A 23,566-nucleotide genomic window follows, 5' to 3' on the forward strand; every position below is an offset into this window, starting at 1 on the left:
TCCCAACCACATCACACAAGGGAGACCGACATGGCCGACACCGCCGTCGACGAGCTTGAGACCTTCCGCGCCGAGACACGCGCCTGGCTTGAGGAGAATTGCCCGCCTTCCATGCGCACGCCGATGAAGGACGACGAAATCGTCTGGGGCGGCACGCGCGAAAAGTTCAAGAATCCGGAGTCGAAAGTCTGGCTGGAGCGCATGGCCGCGAAAGGCTGGACCGCGCCGCAATGGCCGAAGAAATATGGCGGCGGCGGCCTCTTGCGCACGGAAGACAAGGTGCTGCAGGAAGAGATGCGCCGTATCCGCGCGCGCCCGCCGCTCTTCTCCTTCGGCCTCTGGATGTTCGGCCCGGCCCTGCTTGAGTTCGGTAACGAGGAACAGAAGCAGCGCTTCATTCCGGACATTGTCCACGGCCGCACACGCTGGTGCCAGGGCTATTCGGAGCCGGGCGCCGGCTCTGACCTTGCCGACCTGCAGACGCGCTGCGAAGACAAGGGCGATCATTATCTGATCAACGGCCAGAAGGTGTGGACCTCCTATGCCGACAAGGCGGACTGGATCTTCTGCCTCGTGCGAACGGACACGAGCGTCAAGCATGAGGGCATCAGCTTCATCCTGTTCGACATGGCATCGCCCGGTGTCGAGGCGCGGCCGATCCAGCTCATCTCCGGCGAAAGCCCGTTCTGCGAAACTTTCTTCAGCGATGTGAAGGTTCCGAAGGATCAACTGGTCGGCAAACTCAATGGCGGCTGGGAAATCGCGAAGCGCCTCCTGCAGTTCGAGCGCTCGTCCATCTCGGCCGGCGGGTTCGGCGGCACGGGCGGCTCAGGTATTCTGAGCCCGGAGGATTATGCCAAGCAGCATATCGGCACCGACGAGTCGGGCGCATTGCTGGATGGCGACCTGCGCGCGCGCATCGCAGAGCACAAGATGTATGCCAAGGCCTTCAACCTGACCGTCGCGCGTCAGGCCGAACAGGCGAAAGCCGGCCAGGCTGTGAGCCACACCGCATCCATCCTCAAATACGGCGCCGCCAAGATGAACCAGGATCGCTGGGAACTGACGATCGAGGCGCTCGGCACCGAAGGTCTCGGCTGGGAAGGGGAGGGCTTCGACAAGGGCGCGATGAAGTCCACCCGCCAATGGCTGCGGTCGAAGGGCAACTCCATTGAGGGCGGCACCAGCGAGATCAATCTCAACGTCATCTCCAAGCGTGTGCTTGGACTGAAAGACCATCAGTAGGCCAACGGCGGAAGAAACGGAGACACCCAACATGACTTTCCTTCTGACCGAAGACCAGGAAATGCTGCGCGACACGGCGATGGCCTTTGCGCGCGATGAGCTGCCCGTAACACGCCTGCGTGCGCTGCGCGATGCCGGGACAAACGGCAAGGATGCCGAAACGCGCCAGAAGCTCGCTGAACTCGGCTTCTTCGGCGTCATCGTGCCGGAAGAGCCGGGCGGCGAGACATTCGGCCTTGTCGGCCTTGGCCAGATCCTTGAAGCGCAGGGCCGCACGCTGGCGGCAACGCCGCTGCTGCAGACGGCCCTGATCGGCGCGAGCGCGCTGGAACTCGGCGGCAGCCCGGCGCAGAAAGCCGAATGGCTGGCGAAAATCTCCGGCGGCGAGACGACCTTCGCGCTCGCACTGGACGAAAGCGCGCATTTCAATCCGCTGGGCATTGCCACCGAAGCTGAACGCAACGGGCAGGGCTACACGATCAATGGCGAGAAGCGCTACGTGCCGGACGGCCATCTTGCCGACATGTTGATCGTCGTGGCGCGGACATTCGGTGAGCCGGGCGACCGTCACGGCCTGTCGCTGTTCATGGTGCCGGCCAACGCAAAGGGCGTGTCGATCCAGGAACTCGAAACCGTCGACAGCCACGGCGCGGCGCACATCAGCTTCACCGATGTCGTCGTGAAGGAAGACGCCGTGATCGGCGTCGTCGACCAGGGCGCCGATGTGCTGGAGCCTGTGCTCGACCGCGCGGCCATTGGCCTTGCCGCCGAAATGCTCGGTTCCTCGCAGGCAGCGTTCGAGATAACGCTCGAATACCTCAACAGCCGGAAGCAGTTTGGCCAGTTGATCGGATCGTTCCAGTCGCTGCAGCATCGCGCGGCAAAGATGTTCGTGGAACTGGAAATGACGCGCTCCTGCGTCGCGGCGGCGCTGTCGGCTGCGGATGAAGGCAGGACTGATCTTTCCGAACTCGCCAGCCTTGCCAAGGCGCGTGCGGGCGAACTCGTACATCTTGTCTCGAACGAGTGCGTGCAGATGCATGGCGGCATCGGCATGACGGATGCCGCCGATCCGGGCCTCTACATGAAGCGGGCCCGCGTGCAGGAAGCGCTTTACGGTTCAGCGAGCTGGCACCGCGATCGCTTTGCGCGGCTGAACGGCTACTGATCCAGCGGCAATCAAGCGCAAAAGAAAAGCCGGGCGCAGCGCAAGCTGGCCCGGCTTTTTTCCGTTTCCGGAAGATCGCTTATTTCAACGCGGCGCCTTTGCGCAGCGACTTGGCGATGAGGTAGTAAACCACCGGGCGATGCTTTGCGCGCACCGAACGGCCATACTTCTCGATCGCTTCGGCGATGGCGGCATCGGCCTTGGCTTCGTCAGCCACGCCAAGTTTCTTGGCGATAAAGGTCTTCTTGATGCGCTCGAGCTCATCTTTCTGCGATGCGGCCACCGTGGCGGAGTCCGACTTGTAGATGGACGGGCCGCAGGCCTTCACGGCGCCTTCGAGCAGCGCCATGTCAGGACGGGCTTCACCGACCTTTTCCTTCAGGTCGGCGACATACTTTTCCATCAGGACTTCTTTTTGCGAAGGCGCCTTTGCGGGGGCGGCCTTCACCACTTTCGGGGCTGCAGCTTTTTTCGGTGCAGCAGCTTTCTTCTTCGGCTTGATTGCTTTTGCCATGGGAGTGTCTCCTCTATGGGCCCGTCGAACGGGCGTGATTTCAGATTACGCAGCGACTGTTCACGAATCAAAATGAAACGTGAAAAGACCCAAGCCACGATTTCCACAAGGAAACAACCCTTCGCGATCAGGAATCGCGAAGGGTTGAGCAGAATTTTACTATCAGCCTACGGATAATTCGTCAATTGCCTGCGGCGTAGATCATGCACACGCTGGAAGAGATCGTCTGCTTGCGATTGTCAGACGGCAGATCGAGGGCGTCGATGTCGGCCTGGCTGATCGTCACCTGCTGGCGCCCCACCATGCCTGAAGCGACAGGGGCCGGCGGGGGAGGTGGCGGTGCGGCGGCATAAGCCATCTCATCGCGGTAATAGCTGTCGTCTGATCCGGAGTTGGTCGACCAGCGGCCAAGGCAGGGGCCGCCGCCTTCTTGCACGGCCAGCAGTTTGCCGAGCTTTGTGCTCGCGGCTTCAGCGGTTGCCTTGGCGCGCGCGGCGCCATCCTTCACGGCGGCTTCATAGGCGGCGCGGTTCATCTCTGTCGTCGCTTCGAGATAGGTGCTGAGCGCGGTGGAGGATTCCGGGCCAAGCGCCAGCGCGCCCGCGCGCGCCTTTCCGGCAATCGCCACATCCTCGACCAGAACGTTCAGCGACACGCGCGCCTCGTAACCGGCCACCTTGTCGGCGCGGTCATTCTCCACCTTGTTGCCGTCCTTGTCGCGATACTGCTCATAATAGGGCTGCACGGACACCGAAGACGTCACGATAGCCTTGTCGCCTGCAATCTTCTTGATGGCATCATAGGAAATCTTGCCGCGCTGCACGGCCAGCTTCATGGCTTCGTCGGCTTTCTTGTCGGTTTCGAGATAAGTCACGGAGAATGAGGCGCGGTTCGGCGCAACCTGCATGTTGGCGCGGCCGATGGCCTCGATCACCGGCATCCGCGTCCAGTAAGGCGTCACATAGACATCTTCCTGGTAATCGCGCCCGCCGGTTGGCGAGGCCGACTGGGCGAACGCGGCCGGCGTTGCGGCCAGCAACAGGGCGGCGAGTGACAAAGCGGTCTTCATGGATGTTCCTTTCGTGCGGGCAGGACACTTCCCCCCTGCAAGAGCAGGTCTTCCACACTTCCCGGCGTGCGGCTAGGCTCGACACTTAGGGAATCGGTCGGGAGGCGCCGCGCACCCATGTCTCGCTATGCTGCACTCATTATCGCCGCACTGATCTCAGTCGGCGGTGCCGTCTTCTGGAAGACCGGCCCCGCTGCGCAGAGTACGGCCATTCTTGCCGCGCTCGTTACGCTGCTGGGCCTGTATGATCTTGTCCAGAAGCGCCACTCGCTGTGGCGGAACTATCCGTTGCTGTCGCGCGTGCGCTGGCTGGCGGAAGAATTGCGGCCCTTCTTCCGTTCCTACATCGTCGAGAGCGAAACCGAAGGGCGCCCTTTCAATCATGAAGACCGCGCGATGATCTATCGCCGCGCCAAGGACGTGACCTCGGTTGAGCCCTTCGGCAGCCATCTCGATATTGACCGGCCACCTTACGAATGGCTCGCGCATTCGATGGCCGCCGTGCATGCGGACGACTCCGACCCGCGCGTCATGGTCGGCGCACCCGGAACCGCGCAACCCTATTCCGCAAGCGTCTTCAACATTTCCGCGATGAGCTTCGGCTCGCTCGGGGCGCACGCCATCGAGGCACTGTCGGCCGGCGCCAAGAAGGGCGGCTTCTATCACGACACGGGCGAAGGTGGCGTCTCGCGCTATCATCGCAAGGGCGGGGCCGATCTCGTCTGGGAAATCGGTTCGGGCTATTTCGGCTGCCGGGCAAAGGATGGCGGTTTCGATCCGGAGCGCTTCCGCGATGTCGCGGCCGATCCCCAGGTCAAGATGATCGAGATCAAGCTCAGCCAGGGGGCGAAGCCCGGCCATGGCGGTGTGCTGCCCGGCGCGAAGGTGACGCATGAAATTGCCGAGGCACGCGGCATTGAAGTCGGACAGACCTGCGTTTCGCCGCCGGCGCATTCGGCGTTTTCCTCGCCGGTCGAAATGATGGAGTTCGCAGCGAAGCTGCGAGAGCTTTCAGGCGGCAAGCCGGTGGGCGCAAAATTTGCCGTCGGCAATCGCTGGGAAGTGCTCGCCTTGTGCAAGGCGATGCTGGAGACAGGCATCCGGCTCGATTTCATGGTGGTCGATGGCGGGGAAGGCGGCACGGGCGCGGCGCCCGCGGAATTCCTCGACCATGTCGGCGCGCCGCTGCGCCAGGGGCTTGTCCTCACACGCAATGCCCTGGTCGGTACGGGCCTCAAGGATGAGGTACGCCTTGCCTGTTCGGGCAAGCAGATCAGCGCCTTTGCCATTGCCTCGTCCATGGCGCTCGGTGCGGACTGGGTGAATACCGCGCGCGGCTTCATGTTCGCGCTCGGCTGCATCCAGTCGCTCAACTGCCATAACAATCATTGTCCCACCGGGATTGCGACGTCCGACAAGAGCCGCCAGCACGGCCTCGACGTGTCGGACAAGACGCTGCGCGTCGCCAACTTCCATCGCAATACGGTCAAGGCGCTGACGGAAGTCGTCGGTGCTGCGGGGTGCCGGCATCCGAGCGAGCTGACACCGCGCCACATCATGCACCGCGTGACCGAAGACATTGTGCGGCCGGCCGACGAATCCTATGACCTCCTGCAAAGGGGCCAGCTCCTCCACGATGCCGATGCGACGCATCTGGCGAAGGAGTGGAATTTGGCGCAGGCCGGCAGCTTCAGGCCTGCAGGCCTCTGAGCGCCGTGCGCTGGCTCACCCCGGTCTTGCTGGGTGCGCTCGCGGCGTTCGGCCTGTTCCTGTTTGCCGTAGTGACCAAGCAGCCCCGTCATGACCGGGCCTGGTATCCGCACCTCTCGCGCCTTCCGCATGTCGAGCTTGAAGGCGGTGTCTTCTCCATCGCACCTTACGGCAACTGGACGTATACGGAAGACGCGCCAAAGGACATGGTCTGGACCGAGGTGCCGCCGCACCGGATATCCGATGTCCGCCGCGTCTGGTTCGTGATGGAGCCGCACCCCGGCCTGAAAATGATGGCACACACCTTCGTCATGTTCGAATTCGGGGAAGGCGATCTCATCGGCCTCACCGTCGAGGCCCGCAAGGAAACGCGGGAGGAGTACTCCGCCCTCGCCGGCGCCTTCAACAAGTTCGAACTCATGTTCTATTGGGCCAGCCCGCGCGATCTGATGACGCGCCGCGCCGTGATGATGGACCGCGAACTCTACATGTATCCGCTGGAGCTGACCCGGGGCGAGGCAGAAGCCTATCTGACAGCGCTGCTTGAAAAGACCATCTCGATCGAACAGCGCCCGCGTTTCTACAACACGCTCACGTCCAATTGCACCAATGAACTCGCCAAGGCCGCTGCGCTGCCATGGGATCCGGCCTTCATCTTCACCGGCGGAGCGGACAAGGCGCTTTACCGGCTGAAGCGGATTGCCGGCGAAGGTGGCTTCGACGCGGTGCATGAACGCGCCCGTGTCGACCAGCGCGTCCGCGAGATCGCCGATCTTCCGGAGACGGAGTTCAATGCGGCACTGGTCGCCGCCGCGGCGCCCTAGTCGGCGGGCGAGGCGTTCGCTTCCGATTGCAGCAGGATGTAGCGCTCGATGCCGACCCGCTCGATCAGGGCGAACTGCGTCTCGATATAGTCGACATGTTCTTCCTCATTGTGGAGGATCTTGCCGAACAGGTCGCGGCTCACATAGTCCTGCACCGACTCGCAATATCCCATCGCCTCGCGCAGCAGCGGGATTGCCATGTTTTCCAGCTTCAGGTCGCATTCGAGGATTTCCTGGACGTTCTCGCCGATCTGCAGCTTGCCCAAATCCTGCAGATTCGGCAGGCCGCCGAGGAACAGGACGCGCTGGATCAGCCAGTCGGCGTGTTCCATTTCCTCGATCGATTCCTTGTATTCCTTGTCGCCCAGCTTCGAGACGCCCCAGTCGTGCAGGATGCGGGAATGCAGGAAGTACTGGTTGATCGCGGTCAGCTCGTTCTTCAGCGCCTTGTTGAGGTATTCGATGACCTTCTTGTCGCCTTTCATGGCAGAGCTCCTTTCCTGCTACGGGGATATACGTAGCAGATAGGCCGATTGGTGCAGCGCGGCAACAAAAACCCGAATAAAAACAATTGCATATGAAAGTGCGACACAGTCGCATTCATCACCCCGCGCCAGCGGGTTCAAAAGCCGAGAGATGCCAAGGGGTTGGGCCTATTCGGCCGGGACGAGCGCCGGGGACTCACCGCGCTGATACATGTGATCAGAGATCATTTCACCGATCGACGGGCGGCACTTGCCGCACTGGAACTTGCAGCCATGGTGCGCCTGCACGGCCTTCGGGCTGTCGGCACCGGCATCGACGGCCGCCCGGACGCTCTTGCAGTTGATATGATTGCAGACGCAAATGATCATGAGAACCATTTGCAATAAAATGCGAATGATTGTCAATACGCTGGATCGCGCAGGTGCGAACATTGCCCGGATCGGCGAAATTTCTCGGTTCAGGCGCACGGATCTGTCAGGGTTTTCCGTTAACTAACAGGGATGTCGAAGCGGTCGCCCTCTCTGAAGACGATGCAACGCGTGTCGCTCATGCGCGCTGGCCTGGTTGCGCTTGTCTCGATCCTGGCGAGCTACATCCTGACAGCTGCTTCCATATTCGTTTCTCCGATTGAAGGTGACGACGTTGCCGAGTTCATAGTGCCGTCTTTCGTCATCGCGACCATTGTGCCGCTGCTGGTGGCGACGCCCGTATCCCTCATCATTCAGCGTCAGCAGATCCGGCTCAGTGCAGCTTTGGTGGCGCTGGAAGAAGCCAATGCAGAAATCGCCTACAGGGCCCGTATGGATGGCATGACCCGCATCCTGAAGCGCGACGCGTTTCTGGAAGACATGTCGGCACTCCAGGCAAAGGGTCTGCGGGGCGCCATGCTGATGATCGACGTTGATCACTTCAAGTCGATCAATGACGCGTTCGGGCATCACGCCGGCGACGAAGCGTTGATATTGGTCGCCGCAGCGATCCGGTCCGTCGTGCGCGAACAGGATCTTGCCGGCCGTCTGGGCGGCGAGGAGTTCAGCGTTTTCCTGAAAGATGCTGACCTCACTTTGGCGGGTCAGATTGCCGAGCGCATCCGCGTCGCCATCAGCGAGGTCCGGTTTTCGCCGTGTGTCGGCGTCAAGCGCCAGATCACCGCCAGCATCGGCGTTGCGATTGCCGAGGACGACCTCGAACTCGACGACCTTCTACGCGTCGCCGATCACTGCCTCTATGCATCCAAGGAGTCCGGCCGCAACCGCGTGACCACCAGCGAGACGCACTGGAAGCTCGCCTAGGCGTCGCCGCGCCAGATGCTGAGGCAGACACCGCTGCCGACATCCAGCACGACACTCTCATATGGACCGCCCGGGTTGCCGACATAGTCCGTGTACGGCTTCAGTGTCTTTCGGAAGCTGTGGATGTTGTCGGCAAACACCACGGCGCCCGGTGCAAACCTGGGCTCCAGCAACTTCAACACAGGCACATAGAGATCCTTCCAGCCGTCCAGGAACAGGAAGTCGATCGGCCCATCCAGCGGTGCGAGGCTTTCCAGCGCATCGCCCTCGCGGATATCCGACCAGCGCGAAAGGCCCGCGTCTTTCAGGTTGGCAATCGCCACCTGCGCCTTCGCCGCATCCTTTTCGCTTCCGGTGAAGAAGCCGCCGGCCTCGCGCGCCGCAGCGGCAAGGTAGATCGACGAAATGCCGTAGGAGGAGCCGAACTCGACAATGTTCTTCGCGCCCCGGCTGACTGCGGTCACATACATCAGCTGGCCGAATTCCGGCGAGACGGGGATGTAGGCTTTCGAGAGATAGGGCTCCGCCGAGTCGAAGGAGGAGCGTCCGGCGAACTTGCCGGCGACGATCGCGGGCAGGGCGCGGGCAAAGACATGAACATCCCGGCGGGCGGCGTCCCGGTGCAGGCGCGCCAGCGTGTGGGCGACATCCGGATCGTTCAGGCCGCGGCGCGGCGGGGAAGCGACCTCGCAATCGAAAGGCATGGGGCTTTCCTTTTTTCGTCCAACTCCTATCTCTATTAAATATGAGCGATAGCTCGCATTGAAACTCGCATTTGCCCATGTCCGCCGACACCCTGCCAGTCCCCAGAAAAACACCGGTTCAGGCCCGGTCCAGCGCCACGGTCGAGGCGATCCTCGAAGCGGCGGCTCACATTCTCGAAGCCGAAGGGCTCGAGGGCTACACGACCAATGCAATCGCAAAGCGGGCCGGCGTCTCCATCGGCTCGCTCTATCAGTACTTCCCGAACAAGGACGCGGTGACGGCGGCGCTCGTGCGCTCGGACTCGGATTCCATGGCGGTTCGGATGGAAGAGGTGATGGCCACCCATGCGGGCCGTCCTGTCCGCGACTGTATCGACGCGCTGATCGACGTTGCCGTCTGCCATCAGTTCGACCGGCCGCTGCTGGCCCGCCTGATCGACCTTGAAGAACACAGGCTCGGCGGCAGTCTCGGCATGGAGGACGCCAAGCTCCGGATCGTCGGCGTCGTGCGCAACCTCCTCGCCAATAGCGATCTTGAGCTGCCCTTCGACGTCGAAACCGTCACGCAGGATATATTCGCCATGTCGCACGGCATCACCGATTCCGCAGGCATGAGTGGCGAGACCGATCGCGCGCGCCTCAACGCCCGGATCCGCCACGCCATCCTCAGTTATCTTGGCCTTCCTCCCAGCTGAACACGTCCTCCACGCCGACACCAAACACGCGCGAGATGCGGAAGGCGCTTTCGAGGGAAGGGGAATAGCGGCCCTGTTCCATGGCGATCACGGTCTGGCGCGTGACGCCGATTGCCTCTGCCAGGGCCGCCTGGCTCATCTGGTCATGCATCTCGCGCAGCTCGCGGATGCGATTCCCGATCGGGGGGCGTTTGGCCATGGTTTACACGCCCCGCCGGAAGAGAAGGATCTGGAATCCGTATTCGGCAATCTGGCTCACCATCAGGCTGGCAAAGCAGATGTGGAACAGGAGGTTCCCGTCGCTGGTGACGCCGAAATTCATCATGCCGGTAAAGACGCCAATAGCGAGGACATAGCCCGACCAGTGACCGGCCTTGTCCAGGATGACCTTTTCCCGCTCGTCGACCGGCGCATTGGCCTCCTTGCCGGACGCGCCCGCAATTATGGACATGATGACGATGGAGGCGATCACGACCATCACCACATAAAAGATCACGAGGCCGATGATCGGCGGGGCCGTCTGGCCCAGGGCCTGCGAAATGGCGAACACCTTGTTGAAATAATAAGCGCCCGCGCTGATCAGGATGAACACCATCGCCCAGGCGGACTTTTCTCGGAATGACATGTGGGGGCTCCTTTCTATGTCAAAAATTTCTTACACACCCCATGTAGTAAAAGATTTTTGACATGTCAAAGATTTTTTACAACAAATTGCGCCGCTCGCTTGACGCTGCAGGGCGGGGCCTTTAGGCCCGGCCAACTGTTCAACACGCACCGAAGACCGATATTTCAGATGACCGACTTCTCCGTCCTCGCCGAGAGCGCAAAGGCATGGCCCTTCGAGCTGGCGCGCGCGCTGAAACAGCGCGTCGAACAGCAGAAACAGGCCGGCCAGCGCAAGGACGATGACCCGGTCATCTTCGAGACCGGCTATGGCCCCTCCGGCCTGCCGCACATCGGCACCTTCGGCGAAGTCGTGCGCACCACGATGGTGCGTCATGCCTTCGAAGTGCTGACCGGCGGCCAGGTTCCGACGAAGCTGATCTGCGTTTCCGACGATATGGACGGTATGCGGAAGATTCCGGACACAGTGCCGAACCCGAAATCGCTGGAACCCTATCTCCAGATGCCGCTGACCGTGGTGCCGGACCCGTTCGGCACGGCCGAATCCTATGGCCGCAACATGAATGCGCGCCTGCGCGCCTTCCTGGACCAGTTCGGCTTCCAGTACGAATTCCTGTCGGCAACGGACTGCTACAAGTCCGGCCGCTTCGATGCGATGCTGCTGCGTGCTGCGGAGAAGTACCAGGACATCATGGATGTCATGCTGCCGACGCTCGGCGAAGAACGCCGCGCGACCTATTCGCCCTTCCTGCCGATCTCGCCGAGCACGGGCCGAGTGCTCTACGTTCCGATGAAAGCGGTCGATGCCACAGCCGGCACGATCACCTTCGAGGATGAAGACGGCACGGACGTGACGCTGCCGGTCACCGGCGGTCACGTGAAGATGCAGTGGAAGCCGGATTTCGGCATGCGCTGGGCCGCCCTCGGCGTCGATTTCGAAATGTTCGGCAAGGACCATCAGGCCAACGCGCCGATCTATTCGAAGATCTGCCGCATCCTCGGCGCCCGCCCGCCGGAACAGTATGTCTACGAACTGTTCCTCGACGAGAAGGGCGAGAAGATTTCAAAGACCAAGGGCAACGGCATTTCGGTCGAGCAGTGGCTCACCTATGCGCCGGATGAGAGCCTCGCGCTCTTCCAGTTCCAGAAGCCGCGCGTCGCCAAGAAGCTCTACTTCGATGTCATCCCGAAGACGGTAGACGAATACCTCACCTTCCTCGAGAAATATCCTGAAGAAGAGCCGGAAAAGCAGATCGAGAATCCGGTCTGGCATATCCATCTCGGGAACCCGCCGAAGGCCGATGTGCCGGTCAGCTTCGCGCTGCTGATGAACCTTGTCGCCGTGGCGAACCCGGAAGACAAGTCCCAGCTCTGGGGCTTCATCACCCGCTATGCGCCTGGCGCCTCGCCGGAAACCCATCCGCTGCTCGACGAACTCGCCGGCTATGCCATGCGCTATTACCGGGACTTCGTCCTGCCCGCGAAAACCTACCGCGCGCCGACCGAGCAGGAGCGCGCCGCGATGGTGGAGCTTGCGACTAGACTTCGCGACACTGCGGACTTTGCAAAGCATAGTTATGGTCGACAGAATGTTCTCGATCCCATCGGTCCTGAGGCGCTCCAGACCCTGACATTTGACGTTGGAAAAACTCACGGCTTTGAAAACCTGCGCGAATGGTTCAAGGCACTCTACGAAGTGTTGCTCGGCCAGGAGCAGGGGCCCCGCTTCGGCAGCTTCGCCGCGCTCTACGGCGCCGAGAACACCGCCCGCCTGATCGACGAGTCGCTGGCGCGGGGGTAGGGCTTCCCTTCTCGGAATCCGGAAGTACTTTCCTGATGGTGCAGTGAGAATTGCGCCGAGACGCGGTCGCTAAAGGTGAGGTGGTGAATGGCTGAGCTTTGGAATCGTATTCCTGGTCCGGTTCGCCGCGGGGGGGCTTTCGCATCTTCATTGATTGGTGCCGTGGCGACGGGGCTGTCGATCTTCAACCTTGTAGTAGATGTTCTTGGCATCCCTGTTTCGCCAATGGCTGAGCCGATTGTGCGTGTTTACAGTCTGATCGTCGAAGAAGTCATTTCAAGGCTTGGTGCGTTGGCCAGTTGGGCTGTTCCCAAATGGAATTCCAATTTCACCGCAACCATTGCCCTCATGGCGGTCATTGTTGGCCGGGCAATCGGGATAAGCCTTTTACCATCGGGGACGCCAGTTGTTAGACATATTGGAGCGGTAGTCTCTTCATTGCTTCTTCTAGTTCTTGCTGTTTGCATCCCCCTAGTTCGATACGTAGGCACGCTTTATGTGCTCGTTACTGTGCCCATACTGATGATTAGCGGAGTGATTCAGTTGGCAAAAGGAAAGGTGTACGATGATGATTTGTCGAACATAATGCCAAATGCGGGACTTTACTTTCTGGGCTGCCTTGTTGCGGGTGCTGTGTTCTTGATACTCAACTATTATTACTGAGCGAAAGAACTATTCTTGTTACTGTGGCTCGCAGTCCGAACAGACAATAATTCAGAACCGAAGTGGGCCACCTTCATGCACTTACGTTTGCTTCTGATCGCCGGGTTATTTGCGGCACTGCCGGCCTGCATGGCGGCCAAGGTTGTGACGGCGCCTGTCCACGTGGCGGGCGAAGTCGTCGAGGGTACGGCCAAGGGCGTCTACTATGTCGGCTCAGCCGCAGTGCGCGTCACCGGCGATGCGCTCGACGGTCCGGACCAGATGGTCCGCCTCGATGTGACGATGAAATCCGGCAAGCATGTCCGCAAGACGATCAAGGCCAAGAACCTCGAACGTGAGCTGAACAGGATCGAAAAGAAAGGCCGCATCGTCGACGTGGAAGTCACGCCCGTCGACTAGGGCCTTATCCCGCCGTCGGATCCTCCACACGGCCAAGGAACATCACCGTTCCCGTCGGCTTGTGGCGCAGCGCGATCAGGAACGGATGGTCGGCGCGGAAGATGACCGGTTCTTCCTGCGGCGGCATGGCCATCGCCCGCTCCATCAGGATCGCCGTCGCGGCGGCGGCTTCGGTGCCTTTCTCGTCGATCTCCAGGAAGGTCTTGTGCAGCACCTTGCTGATCACCAGGTCGCCGGGCCCGGCACCTTCGATGAGCCCCGAGAAATCCGCGTCCGAGGTGAAGGCATGGCCAAGGCCGAGCGCGATCATCGCGTCGTTCAGCTCATAGTTTGCCTCGATCTTCACCTTGGGCAGGAACACGCGCACGCGCTTTTCGCCGGCCGAGTCCATGTCGCCAATCAGCGTCACGAAGGCCTCCGGCGTCATCGCGCCGGCGATGCGGGGCAGGGCATTGCCCTCGTCCGGCAGGATCACCGTCAATGCATAGTCGCCGCCGCTATAGTCCATGTCCAGCGCGGCGTAGCCGTCACGCGAAAGATAGCGGGCGCGTTTCAGCGTCTGCTGCATCATCTTCGCGCGCACTTCGCCGGCGGGCGCATGGAACGGCATGTCCTCCGTCGCGTCCTTCTTGAACTGGCTCTGCCAGTCGGCCTTGAACCAGACGGCGTTGGTGAGGATCATCTCCGTCGCATCCGGGCGGATCGCGGACGGTGGAATCAGATCCTTGATCCGGTCATTCGTATGGTCTTCCACCCAGTCATTGATCAGCTTTGCAGCTGCGGCCGGCTTCGTGAAATCCACCAGCGCCACCTTCGCCGCCATCACGCCTTCCACCGCGCTGCGATAAGGCGCCTTCAGGACGGACGTCTGGCGCAACCAGACGGCATTGGCGACCGTCATCTTGGCCGTTTCCGTATCCGTCACGATGGCATCGGCGAGGGCTTTTTCCGCTGCCGGGAAGTCCGCTGGCGAAACGGCGTCGAAGCCGAACAGGCGGGCCATCTGCGCCTCCGTCTCGCCCGCGGCGCCCGGATAGAGCAGGCCGAATGCGCCCGTCACCGAAGCGGGCGAAACGAACACATTGCTCGCTTCACCTTCCAGCGCGCCGAACAGGGACCAGGCGAAGCGGTTGTTCCCTTCCGCGAGGGCGTGCAGCGTTTCATTCGTCACGGCAGGCGTCTCCGCGGCTGTTGAGTCGGGGGAAGGCTCGGCTGCCTGCGGTGCAGGAATATCACTCGCAGGCGGCTCCGCTTGCTGGCAGGCCGCCAGCAGGGCAAGCGCGCTGAGCGCGGGCGTAATGAAGCGGCGCATGGGCTCCTCCCTATGGATCTTGCGAACCATAGCACCCTTGCACGGATTCCGTGACTATTGTGCGGCGATCAGCGTGGTTTTTGTTGCGGGCAGCTTTCCCTCCGGCCAGCCGGCCCAGAGGTCTGCTTCCTTCGCCCGCGCCGTCACCAGCGCCGCATCCTTCACATGACCGAAGCCGCGGATCTCGTCCGGCACCGTCGCAATGGCGACGGCCAGTTCGTGATTCTTCGCGGTCAGCCCGGACGCCATGCGTTCGAGGCCGGCAAGATAATCGTCGCGCAGCTTGCGCTCATGCTGGCGTTCCTCGGTATAGCCGAAGAAATCGAACCGCGTGCCGCGCAGGCCCTTGAACTTTGCCAGCAGCCTGAAGCCGGTCATCATCCACGGCCCGAAATGCTTTTTCTGGAAGTGGCCGTGCTGGTCCTTCTTCGCAATCATCGGTGCGGCCAGCCAGAAACGCAGCTTGCCGCCCTTGAACTGGCTGGCCAGCTGTTCGGCAAACTTCCCGTCGGTGAACAGGCGGGCGACTTCATACTCGTCCTTATAGGCCATCACCTTGTAGGCATAGATGGCCGCAGCGCGCGTCAGCTTTTCGCCGAGGCCTGCCGCCGTTTCGGCTGCGCGAACTTTTGCCACCACGGCGCGATACTGCGCGGCATAGTCGGCGTTCTGGTAGGCTGTCAGGCGCGCCGCGCGATCCTCGATCAGCTCGTCCAGCGTCTTTTCCTGCACGTCGCCGCGCGGATCCTGCTGCTTTGCAAGGCGCTCCGGATCGGCTGCCGCGATACGGCCGACATTGAAGGCGGCCATATTGTCTTCCACCTTCGTGCCGTTGAGGCGGATCGCCCGGTAGAGCGCGCGCAGCGACACCGGCAGCTTGCCCTTCTGCCAGGCATACCCGGCCATGATCATGTTGGTGTAGATCGCATCGTGAAGGTAACCGACGGCCAGCGCTTCGGCATCGAAGGCCGCAAACTCGGTTGCCTGCCGCCTCACGCGCGCCGACAGGAGGTCGCTTTCAAAGCGCTTTGACCGGTCACGGATGAATTCGCTGGTCGGTGTCACGTCCGTATTGGCATAGGCGGCCGTGCGGTCGGCATCCATCAGGTTCAGCGCGTCGCCGCCGGCGGCAACGACCAGGTCGCAGGCGATGATCACATCGGCGCTCGCCGGCGGCACGCGGCCGGTCGAGATCATGTCGGGCTCCCGCGCAAAGCGGATATGCGACAGCACCGGGCCGCCTTTCTGCGCAAGGCCTGTCATGTCAAGGCTGGACGCGGCATGGCCGTCGACATGCGCGGCCATGGCCAGTACGGCCGCCACCGTCGTCACGCCCGTACCTCCGACGCCGGTGAACAGCACATTATAGGGCTCGGTCAGCGGCGGGGTTTCGGGCAGGGGCAGGCCGTCGGCGCTGAAGCTCGGCCGCGCCTGAGATTCCCAGGCGGCCTCACCGTCGGTGACGGTCACGAAGCTCGGGCAGAAGCCCTTGAGGCAGGACAGGTCTGTATTGCACGTGGACTGATTGATCCGCCGCTTGCGGCCGAGATCGGTTTCCACCGGTTCCACCGACAGGCAGTTCGATTTCAGGGAACAATCGCCGCAGCCTTCGCAGACTTCGGTATTGATGATGACGCGCGTGCGGTCCGGCGCGCGCAGGCTGCGCTTGGCGCGGCGGCGCTTTTCCGTGGCGCAGATCTGGTCGTAGATGATGACCGACACGCCCGGCGTTTCGCGCATCTGCTTCTGCACATCGTCCAGCACGTCGCGATCATAGATCTTCACGCCATGGGGCAGGCCCTTGACGTTGGCATAGCGGGTCGGATCCTCGGTGACGATCACGATCGTCCTGACGCCTTCGGCCTCCACCTGCCGGGCAATCTGCGCCGGCGTCTGGCCCGATTCCACATGCTGGCCGCCGGTCATGGCGACCGCGTCATTGTAGAGGATCTTGTAGGTCATGTTGGCGCCGGAGGTCACCGCGGCGCGGATTGCGAGGCTGCCCGAATGGGAATAGGTGCCGTCGCCAAGGTTCACAAACACGTGCGGCTCATCGGTCGCCCAGTGCTGGCCCACCCAGGCGATGCCTTCGCCGCCCATCTGGCTGGTCATGTCGGTCTTCCGGTCCGGCATGAAGTTGGCCATGTAGTGACAGCCGATGCCGGCAAGCGCGCGGCTGCCGTCCGGCACGACCGTCGAGGTATTGTGCGGGCATCCCGAACAGAAGTGCGGTGTGCGGACGGTTGGCGTCGCATTGCTGCGCGCTGCTTCGCTGGCGCGGCCGACGCGGTCGAAATAGGCCTCGGCCCGGCTCGTGTCCCAGCCATCCGGCAGCACGCCCATCAGGGCCCCGGCCATTTCCGGAATGGTGATCGAGGCGATGTCGGAGAGGAGGCGCTTTCCGTCCCGGTCGAACTTGCCTTCGATCAGCGGGCGCTTGCCGTCCGGCAGGGTGTAAAGCGCCGCACGCAGCTGGTCTTCGATCAGCGGGCGCTTGTGTTCGATCACCAGCACGCGCTCGAGGCCCGCGCAGAATTCGCGCACGCCTTCCGGCTCCAGCGGCCACGGCATCGCCACCTTGTAGATGGTCAGGCCAAGGCGCCCGGCTTCCTGCGGGCTGACGCCGAGCGCGGCGAGTGCCTCGAATACGTCACGGGCTGCCTGGCCGGTCACGATTACGCCGACGCGCGGCTTCGGAGACGGCAGGATCACATGGTCGAGACGGTTCGCGCGGACATAGGCTTGCGCCGCCGGCAGCTTCACCTGCCGGAGGCGCTGTTCCTTCATCAGCGGATTGTCGCCGCGCCGCATGTGCACGCCGGTCTCCGGCAGCGCAAAGTCAGGCCGCACAATGTCGAACCGTCCGAAGTCGACATTCACCACGGCGCCGGAATCCATCGTGTCGGCCAGCGCCACCATGCCGGCCCAGGCGCCGGAATACCGGCTCATTTCCCAACCATGGATGCCGTAGTCCAGCACGTCCTGGATCGAGGCGGGGTTCAGCACGGGGATCTCCGCATCCGCCATCGCGAATTCCGATTGCGAGGGCAGGGTGGAGGATTTGCAGTTATGGTCGTCGCCGATCACGGCGAGCACGCCGCCCAGCGCCGAAGTGCCTGCGGCGTTCGCATGCTTGAACACGTCGCCCGTCCGGTCGACGCCCGGCGCCTTGCCATACCAGATGCCGAACAGGCCATCGAACTTCGCACCGGGGAAGAGGCCCAGCTGCTGGCTGCCCCAGACGGCCGTGGCGCCAAGATCCTCGTTCAGGCCTTCCCAGAACCTGATGTCGTGCGTGTCGAGCCATTTCTGCGCGGCGCGCAGCTGCTGGTCGTAACCGCCAAGCGGAGAGCCGCGATATCCCGAAATAAATCCGGCCGTGTTGTATCCGGAGGCGCGATCCAGCCGCTTGCGGTCAATCGGCAGGCGCACCAGCGCCTGGATGCCCGTCATGTAAGCCTTGCCCTCGACAAGATCGTATTTGTCGTCCAGCGTAACTTCGCGGTGTTGCATGAAATGCCTGTCCTTTTGGGGGTAAGTGGCAGTTTATTCGACAATTCGCACGAAATTGCTTGCCTTTCTTGCGCTAATTTTGTTTATTCGGGGTATATTTTGCCTTCGAATGGGGGAGTACAAGCAAAATTGGCCCAAGAAATTGATTCCGTCGATGCAAGAATTCTCGACATTATCCAGCGTGACGCCAGCCTGTCGGTTGCCGAAATTGCCGACCGCGTGGGACTTTCTTCCTCTCCGTGCTGGCGCCGCATCAAGCGCATGGAGGAGGCGGGCTTCATCAAGGGGCGCGTGACCATCCTCGACAATTTCTCGCTCGGCCTGAACTTTGAAGTCATCGCCAGCGTGAAACTCGCCCTGCCGAACCGGGAAAACCTCGAAACCTTTGAGAGCATGGTGCGCGCCTGGCCGGAAGTGACCGAGTGCATGACCGTGACCGGGCAAGTCGACTATATGGTCCATGTCGTGACCACCGACATGCATGCCTATGACAATTTCCTGCGTGACAAGCTGCTCGGCTCCGCGCTCGTGTCGGATGTCCAGTCGCGCATCGTCATCCGCGTTGCCAAGCGCACGACCGCGCTGCCGCTCGACCTCGTCGAGAACACGAAATAGGCTTCAGGCGAGGTCGAGGTGGAAGAACTGGTTGAAGTCGCTCGCGACATATCCGCCAAACGCCTCGCCTTCGCGGAAGCCATGCTTGCGGTAAAGCGCCAGCGCCGGTTCGAACTCTTCCCCTGAACCGGTTTCAAGGCTGACGCGCCGATAGCCGCGCGTGATTGCAAGATCCAGCAGGGACACCAGCATCAGCGTCGCCGCGCCCCGGCGCAACTGGTCGCTCCGTGTGCGCATGGATTTCAGCTCGCCATGCGTGGGCGCGAGTTCCCTCATGGCGCCGATGGAAAGAAGGGTGTCCTCGTCCCAGATCGCCAGGAACGTGATGTCCGGCTGCTCCAGGCCGCTGACATCCAGCGCGAAACTGTGCCCCGGCGGCGAACAGCTGTGCATGCCCTGAAGGTGCAGGCGCAACAACTCCACCACTTGCGGATCGGACAAGTCGCCCGGTTTGACCTTCATGTCCCCAATTCCATTCCGCCGGCGCGGGGGCCGGACGGCGGAATCCTAATCCATGTCGCGGGTGCCGGGAAAGCCGGGAAACGAGGGCGCGCAAAAAAATCGGTCCGCCCGTGTAAGAAACCTCGCGTCCGGCCGACTAATTCCGAAAGCAGAACGGGAGACGCCCCATGTTTCGTACTCTTCTGGCAGTCATTGCCCTGTGGCTGGTGCCGCTGTCCGCCGCAGCGGTGCCAACCGCTGAGGAACTTCACCAGCAGCTTGAGCGGGTTCGCGCGGAGGCGGGGCTGGTCGCGCTCGGTGCTGTCGTGGCGGACGCCGACGGCAACATTCTCGGCCTCGCTGTGACAGGCGAGCGGCGCAACGGCAGCGGCGATCCCGCCCAGCCTGAAGACGCCTGGCATATCGGCTCGAACACGAAAATGCTGACGGCACTGCTCTATGGCCGCCTCGTTGAACAGGGAGAGGCCGAGTGGGGCGCGACCCTTCCTGAGCTTTTCCCTGACCTTGCCTCGGGCATGGACCCGGCCTGGCGGGGCGTGACGATTGAAGATCTCTTCGCTCATCGCAGCGGCCTTGCGCCCAATCCGGGGGCGCTCTGGTTCCTGACATCGCGGGCTTCGAAAGCCAGCCTGCCGGCGCAGCGCAGCAAGCTGGCTGCAGGTTTCCTGTTCCAGTCGCCGCGCGGCGAGACCGGCGACTTCGCCTATTCCAATCTCGGCTATATGATCGCCGGTGCGGCCATCGACCGGATCGCCCGGCGGCTTGGCCAAAATTCCTATGAAGACCTGTTCCTGTCCATGCTGATCCCGGACGGGGAGGGCTGGGGGTTCGGGCCGCCGCCTGAGGGCATTGAAGGCCACGTCCGGGGCCTCTTCGGAAAGATGAAAGCTGCCGGCAAAGGTCCGGAGGCTGACAATCCGCCGGGGCTCGGTCCGGCCGGAACGCTGCATGTGCCGCTCGCGGCCCACGCCCGGCTGCTCAGCCGCTTCCTCACGCCGGATGCGACCCAATCGAGATTGCTGGCGCCTTATCCGGACGACGCATCCCACTATGCGCTCGGCTGGGGCGTGACGCAGCTTGACGGCTTCGGCCGCGTCTATGGCCATAACGGGTCGAACACGATGTGGCTGTCGGCCGTCCTTCTGGTGCCGGAAGCCGGGCTGGTCGTCATCGTCAATACGAACAGCTACACAGAAGAAGGCTCCACCGCGGTCAACGCGCTCAGCCGCGATCTCGTCGCGCTCTACGCGCCGGGTGGCTGACCAAAAAAAGGCCCGCGCATTCCTGCGCGGGCCCGTCAATTTTGTCTGTCTTCAAACGATCAGGCGCGCTCAAGGCACATGGCGATGCCTTCGCCGCCGCCGATGCAGAGCGAGGCCACGCCCTTCTTGACGCCGCGGTCTTCCATGGCGGCCAGAAGGGTGACGATCACGCGGGCACCGGAGGCGCCGATCGGGTGGCCCATGGCGCAGGCGCCGCCATTGACGTTCACCTTGTCATGGCTGATGCCCAGTTCCTTCATGGCGATCATCGGGACGACCGCGAAGGCTTCATTGATCTCCCACAGGTCGACGTCCTCGGCCTTCCAGCCGGCTTTGTCGAGCGCCTTCTTCATCGCCGGCACGGGGGCCGTGGTGAAGTATTCCGGCTCATGTGCGTGGCTGGAAGAGGAGACGATCGTCGCCAGCGGCTTCAGGCCGCGCTTCTCGGCTTCGGATTTCTTCATCAGGACGAGGGCGGCTGCGCCGTCCGAGATGGCCGAGGCGTTGGCAGCGGTGACCGTGCCGTCTTTCGAGAAGGCCGGCTTCAGCTGCGGGATCTTGTCCGGCATCGCTTCGCGCGGCAGCTGGTCGGTGTCGACCACGGTCTCACCCTTGCGGGTTTTCACCGTCACCGGGGCGATTTCGCGCTTGAACTTGCCGGAAGCGGTGGCGTCCTGGGCGCGCTTCAGCGTTTCCAGGGCGTAGGCGTCCTGCTGCTCGCGGGTGAACTGGTACTCGCCGGCGATCATGTCCGCGAACTGGCCCATCGGGCCGCCCTTGTAGGCATCGGACAGGCCGTCCAGCGCCATGTGGTCTTCTGCGGCCATGGTGCCGTACTTGTGGCCCTTGCGCACATTGATCAGGTGCGGCGCGTTGGTCATGGATTCCATGCCGCCCGCGATCACGATGCTGGCGTCGCCGGCGAGGATCGCGTTGCGGCCCATGACGGCGGCCTGCATGCCAGAGCCGCACATCTTGTTGATGGTGACCGCTTCGAGGCTTTTGTCCTGGCCGGACTTGAACCCGGCCTGGCGGGCAGGGGCCTGGCCCTGACCGGCGGGCAGGCAGTTGCCCATGATGATCTCATTGGCGTCGCCGGGCTTGAGGCCAGCTTCCTTCACGGCGGCTTCCACCGCGATGGCGCCAAGCTCGTTTGCGCTGAAACCGGCGAGGTCTCCCAGCAGGCCCCCCATCGGGGTGCGCGCCATACCAACGATTACGACGGGATCCTGTTCGGCCATGCATGTCTCCTTGCTGCAGATGCGAGAAAATTTTGCAGGCACAAAGCGCCCTGGCGGCGCACCCGTCAAGCCCTACCAAGGGTGAGGCAGGATGACATAAGCGCGCGAGCAGCGGTTCTGTCTGTCTTGCCGCCGAATTTGCAAAGGTTTATAAAAGCTTAACACTCTGGAGCGGCCCATGACCCGTATTGGGACGAATGTTTGCGCGATTGTGCCGGAAAGGCACGAATCCGTATTCTTCAATGGCGTCGCTGGCGCGCCGTCCCTCATCGTGGCTGTGCCGACCTACCGGGACGATCCGTCCCGCCTGATCGATGCCCTTTCGCTCTGCTCGGCGGATGAGCCCTTCGGCCTTGTCGTCTATGATGACGGCACGGGGAATCCGGTCCAGACCAGCAATTCCGAGGCGGCCCTCAGGGAATTTCCCCAGCCGGGCTTCCTCATCACCGCGGCGGTCAATCTCGGACGGGCGCAGGCGCGCAACCGGCTGATTTCATCGACGCAGTCTGAATGGCTGCTGTTCATGGATGCCGACATGCTGCCGGATTCGGCAGACTTCATTTCCGTCTATCTCGAGGCGGCGCGGAAGCAGGCCGGACCGGCCCTTCTGGCGGGCGGTTCCTCGCTGAAGAATTCGAACATCTCGCCGGCGACGCGCCTGCAGGCGGCCCAGGCAGCGCATTCCGAATGCCTGCCGGCGGACCAGCGCAACCTTGCCCCCGGCCAGTATGTCTTCTCGTCGAACATCCTGGTGCACCGGGACATCCTGAACGACGTGCCCTTCGATCCCGGCTATGAGGGCTGGGGATGGGAAGACACCGACTGGGGCATCTCGATCGCCAAGAACTACCCCGTGGTCCATATCGACAATACGGCGAGCCATCTCGGCCTGCTGCCGGAATCCCTTATCCTCAGCAAGTACGGCACGTCCGGCGGCAATTTCGCCCGGCTCGCCGCGCGCCACCCGGATGAAGTCCACAAGATGCGGATATATCGCGTCGCGCAGGGGCTGAACCGGTTTGGCGATGTCGGCGTGTCCGGTGTGCGGACCCTGTCGCGCGGCCTCGCGCAGTCGCGTTTCATGCCGATGAGCACGCGCCTGTTCGCGCTCAAGCTGTTCCGCGCAGCGTCCTATTCGCCCTATCTGCGCTCCGGCGCCTGACGGCCGGACGCTTCGGGGCAGGGCGCCTTATTTCTTCTTTTTCTTGGGTTCGGCGTCGACTTCGAACGTCATCTGCATGTTGACGCGATACTTGTCGATCTTGCCGTTCTTGATCGTGGTCGACATGGAATTGACGTGACAGGACGCAAGGCCGCGCACCGTCTTCGAAAACCGCGTGACCGCCGTCTGGATCGCATCCTCGAACGATACCGACGATTCCGACATGATCTGCTCGGATTTCATGATTGCCATAACGGTCTCCTGTCCCTTGGTTAACCGAGGGGCATAAGAGCCTGTCAGGAGGCGGATGCCAAGGAGTCTCCCCCGTGAGGAGAACCGGCGGTCAGGGAGATCAGGTAACGATCAGTGCGAGGCCGGCTTCAGAGTTTTCCTGCCAGACCACGCGTGCCGGGCCATCCAGTCCGACGGCGCCGGCATGCAGGTGCACTTCTTCCGGCAGCCGCTCATTGGTCGGGAAACGCAGGCGCACGCCCGTCGGCGAATAGTCCAGCACCACGCCCTTGCGGCGATAGCCGGAGTCATACACCACGAAAGCCTCGCGATAGACCATGGCCCGTGCCGAGCGCGGCAGGTCGATCTCTTCCGGCACAGGACGGTTGACGCGGGTGAGGTCCGGCGTCTCCTGTTTCTTGTGTCCAAATAGGCGGTCGATAAGGGCCATATTGCGGGTCTCTGCTGCCGGTGAGACGTCTCACCATCACCCGTCATCCTAAACACCAAGCGTTAACAAGGCGCTTAGACAAAAGATAAAGGCGGCACGAAACCGTGCCGCCTCTAGTTGTTT

General features: G+C 62.3%; 25 protein-coding genes. 12 read left to right on the forward strand and 13 right to left on the reverse strand.

Annotation, left to right across the window (positions count from 1 at the left end; all coding sequences use genetic code 11):
• Positions 1-30: 30 nt before the first annotated feature.
• Together R3C13_RS14015 and R3C13_RS14020 are read left to right on the forward strand one after the other, a co-directional pair.
• Positions 31-1,245, forward strand: a complete 1,215-nt coding sequence (locus R3C13_RS14015; RefSeq protein WP_371311459.1) for an acyl-CoA dehydrogenase family protein — start codon at positions 31-33, stop codon at positions 1,243-1,245.
• 31 nt (positions 1,246-1,276) lie between these two features.
• Entirely contained in the window at positions 1,277-2,413 is a 1,137-nt protein-coding gene (locus R3C13_RS14020) for an acyl-CoA dehydrogenase family protein (RefSeq protein WP_371311460.1), read from the forward strand.
• A 79-nt stretch (positions 2,414-2,492) separates the two neighbouring features.
• On the opposite strand, the gene R3C13_RS14025 is transcribed toward R3C13_RS14020, so the two are convergent.
• Both R3C13_RS14025 and R3C13_RS14030 read right to left on the reverse strand, forming a co-directional pair.
• Positions 2,493-2,927, reverse strand: a complete 435-nt coding sequence (locus R3C13_RS14025) for a DUF2853 family protein (protein WP_371311461.1) — start codon at positions 2,925-2,927, stop codon at positions 2,493-2,495.
• Between the two features lie 181 nt (positions 2,928-3,108).
• The gene (locus R3C13_RS14030) at positions 3,109-3,996 is read right to left on the reverse strand and encodes an SIMPL domain-containing protein (RefSeq protein WP_371311462.1); all 888 of its coding nucleotides are present in this window, start codon (positions 3,994-3,996) and stop codon (positions 3,109-3,111) included.
• Positions 3,997-4,113: 117 nt separating this feature from the next.
• Here R3C13_RS14030 and R3C13_RS14035 point away from each other — a divergent pair, with 117 nt between their 5' ends.
• Together R3C13_RS14035 and R3C13_RS14040 are read left to right on the forward strand one after the other, a co-directional pair.
• Positions 4,114-5,706 (forward strand): FMN-binding glutamate synthase family protein, encoded by a 1,593-nt coding sequence (locus R3C13_RS14035; RefSeq protein ID WP_371311463.1) that lies wholly within the window; start codon positions 4,114-4,116, stop codon positions 5,704-5,706.
• Between the two features lie 5 nt (positions 5,707-5,711).
• The gene (locus tag R3C13_RS14040) at positions 5,712-6,530 is read left to right on the forward strand and encodes a DUF4105 domain-containing protein (protein ID WP_371311464.1); all 819 of its coding nucleotides are present in this window, start codon (positions 5,712-5,714) and stop codon (positions 6,528-6,530) included.
• On the opposite strand, the gene bfr is transcribed toward R3C13_RS14040, so the two are convergent.
• Both bfr and R3C13_RS14050 read right to left on the reverse strand, forming a co-directional pair.
• Entirely contained in the window at positions 6,527-7,015 is a 489-nt protein-coding gene (gene bfr / locus R3C13_RS14045; protein WP_371311465.1) for a bacterioferritin, read from the reverse strand. The two genes, R3C13_RS14040 and bfr, sit on opposite strands and share 4 nt — an antisense overlap.
• A gap of 168 nt (positions 7,016-7,183) precedes the next feature.
• Entirely contained in the window at positions 7,184-7,384 is a 201-nt protein-coding gene (locus R3C13_RS14050) for a bacterioferritin-associated ferredoxin (RefSeq protein WP_371311466.1), read from the reverse strand.
• A gap of 180 nt (positions 7,385-7,564) precedes the next feature.
• Between R3C13_RS14050 and R3C13_RS14055 the strand changes: the two genes are divergently transcribed.
• Positions 7,565-8,308 carry a GGDEF domain-containing protein gene (locus R3C13_RS14055; protein ID WP_371311530.1) on the forward strand — a complete coding sequence of 248 codons (744 nt, stop codon included), beginning with the start codon at positions 7,565-7,567 and terminating at the stop codon, positions 8,306-8,308.
• On the opposite strand, the gene R3C13_RS14060 is transcribed toward R3C13_RS14055, so the two are convergent.
• Positions 8,305-9,012, reverse strand: coding sequence for an O-methyltransferase (locus R3C13_RS14060; RefSeq protein ID WP_371311467.1), 708 nt, complete (start codon positions 9,010-9,012; stop codon positions 8,305-8,307). The genes R3C13_RS14055 and R3C13_RS14060 overlap by 4 nt on opposite strands.
• A 77-nt stretch (positions 9,013-9,089) precedes the next feature.
• On the opposite strand from R3C13_RS14060, the gene R3C13_RS14065 reads away from it, so the two are divergent.
• Complete coding sequence (locus R3C13_RS14065; RefSeq protein WP_371311468.1) at positions 9,090-9,707, forward strand: TetR/AcrR family transcriptional regulator; 618 nt, start codon at positions 9,090-9,092, stop codon at positions 9,705-9,707.
• On the opposite strand, the gene R3C13_RS14070 is transcribed toward R3C13_RS14065, so the two are convergent.
• Together R3C13_RS14070 and R3C13_RS14075 are read right to left on the reverse strand one after the other, a co-directional pair.
• Positions 9,679-9,906, reverse strand: coding sequence for a helix-turn-helix transcriptional regulator (locus R3C13_RS14070; protein WP_371311469.1), 228 nt, complete (start codon positions 9,904-9,906; stop codon positions 9,679-9,681). The two genes, R3C13_RS14065 and R3C13_RS14070, sit on opposite strands and share 29 nt — an antisense overlap.
• 3 nt (positions 9,907-9,909) lie before the next feature.
• Complete coding sequence (locus tag R3C13_RS14075; protein ID WP_371311470.1) at positions 9,910-10,332, reverse strand: hypothetical protein; 423 nt, start codon at positions 10,330-10,332, stop codon at positions 9,910-9,912.
• Positions 10,333-10,500: 168 nt separating this feature from the next.
• Here R3C13_RS14075 and R3C13_RS14080 point away from each other — a divergent pair, with 168 nt between their 5' ends.
• From R3C13_RS14080 to R3C13_RS14090, 3 genes are all read left to right on the forward strand, one after another.
• On the forward strand, positions 10,501-12,132 hold the full coding sequence (locus R3C13_RS14080) for a lysine--tRNA ligase (protein ID WP_371311471.1): 1,632 nt from the start codon (positions 10,501-10,503) through the stop codon (positions 12,130-12,132).
• Positions 12,133-12,219: 87 nt separating this feature from the next.
• Entirely contained in the window at positions 12,220-12,795 is a 576-nt protein-coding gene (locus tag R3C13_RS14085; RefSeq protein ID WP_371311472.1) for a hypothetical protein, read from the forward strand.
• 75 nt (positions 12,796-12,870) lie between these two features.
• Complete coding sequence (locus R3C13_RS14090) at positions 12,871-13,194, forward strand: hypothetical protein (RefSeq protein ID WP_371311473.1); 324 nt, start codon at positions 12,871-12,873, stop codon at positions 13,192-13,194.
• A gap of 4 nt (positions 13,195-13,198) precedes the next feature.
• On the opposite strand, the gene R3C13_RS14095 is transcribed toward R3C13_RS14090, so the two are convergent.
• The gene (locus R3C13_RS14095; protein ID WP_371311474.1) at positions 13,199-14,506 is read right to left on the reverse strand and encodes a serpin family protein; all 1,308 of its coding nucleotides are present in this window, start codon (positions 14,504-14,506) and stop codon (positions 13,199-13,201) included.
• Between the two features lie 54 nt (positions 14,507-14,560).
• The gene (locus R3C13_RS14100) at positions 14,561-18,019 is read right to left on the reverse strand and encodes an indolepyruvate ferredoxin oxidoreductase family protein (protein WP_371311475.1); all 3,459 of its coding nucleotides are present in this window, start codon (positions 18,017-18,019) and stop codon (positions 14,561-14,563) included.
• 129 nt (positions 18,020-18,148) lie between these two features.
• Here R3C13_RS14100 and R3C13_RS14105 point away from each other — a divergent pair, with 129 nt between their 5' ends.
• Positions 18,149-18,634 carry an Lrp/AsnC family transcriptional regulator gene (locus tag R3C13_RS14105; protein ID WP_371311476.1) on the forward strand — a complete coding sequence of 162 codons (486 nt, stop codon included), beginning with the start codon at positions 18,149-18,151 and terminating at the stop codon, positions 18,632-18,634.
• A 3-nt stretch (positions 18,635-18,637) separates the two neighbouring features.
• Here the strand turns inward: R3C13_RS14105 and R3C13_RS14110 are convergent, their stop codons facing one another.
• Positions 18,638-19,096, reverse strand: coding sequence for a GNAT family N-acetyltransferase (locus tag R3C13_RS14110; protein ID WP_371311477.1), 459 nt, complete (start codon positions 19,094-19,096; stop codon positions 18,638-18,640).
• Positions 19,097-19,263: 167 nt separating this feature from the next.
• On the opposite strand from R3C13_RS14110, the gene R3C13_RS14115 reads away from it, so the two are divergent.
• Positions 19,264-20,358: a serine hydrolase domain-containing protein gene (locus R3C13_RS14115; RefSeq protein ID WP_371311478.1), complete on the forward strand. Its 1,095-nt coding sequence runs from the start codon at positions 19,264-19,266 to the stop codon at positions 20,356-20,358.
• Between the two features lie 59 nt (positions 20,359-20,417).
• Here R3C13_RS14115 and R3C13_RS14120 read toward each other — a convergent pair whose 3' ends face one another.
• The gene (locus R3C13_RS14120) at positions 20,418-21,599 is read right to left on the reverse strand and encodes an acetyl-CoA C-acyltransferase (RefSeq protein WP_371311479.1); all 1,182 of its coding nucleotides are present in this window, start codon (positions 21,597-21,599) and stop codon (positions 20,418-20,420) included.
• Between the two features lie 178 nt (positions 21,600-21,777).
• Between R3C13_RS14120 and R3C13_RS14125 the strand changes: the two genes are divergently transcribed.
• Positions 21,778-22,761: a glycosyltransferase family 2 protein gene (locus R3C13_RS14125; RefSeq protein WP_371311480.1), complete on the forward strand. Its 984-nt coding sequence runs from the start codon at positions 21,778-21,780 to the stop codon at positions 22,759-22,761.
• A 27-nt stretch (positions 22,762-22,788) separates the two neighbouring features.
• Here R3C13_RS14125 and R3C13_RS14130 read toward each other — a convergent pair whose 3' ends face one another.
• A complete protein-coding gene (locus R3C13_RS14130; protein ID WP_371311481.1) occupies positions 22,789-23,013 on the reverse strand; it encodes a dodecin family protein in 225 nt (74 codons plus the stop codon).
• Positions 23,014-23,113: 100 nt separating this feature from the next.
• Positions 23,114-23,443: a PilZ domain-containing protein gene (locus R3C13_RS14135; protein ID WP_371311482.1), complete on the reverse strand. Its 330-nt coding sequence runs from the start codon at positions 23,441-23,443 to the stop codon at positions 23,114-23,116.
• Positions 23,444-23,566 lie beyond the last annotated feature (123 nt).

This window comes from Hyphomonas sp. (genome assembly GCF_041398385.1).
Taxonomy (GTDB): Bacteria; Pseudomonadota; Alphaproteobacteria; order Caulobacterales; family Hyphomonadaceae; genus Hyphomonas.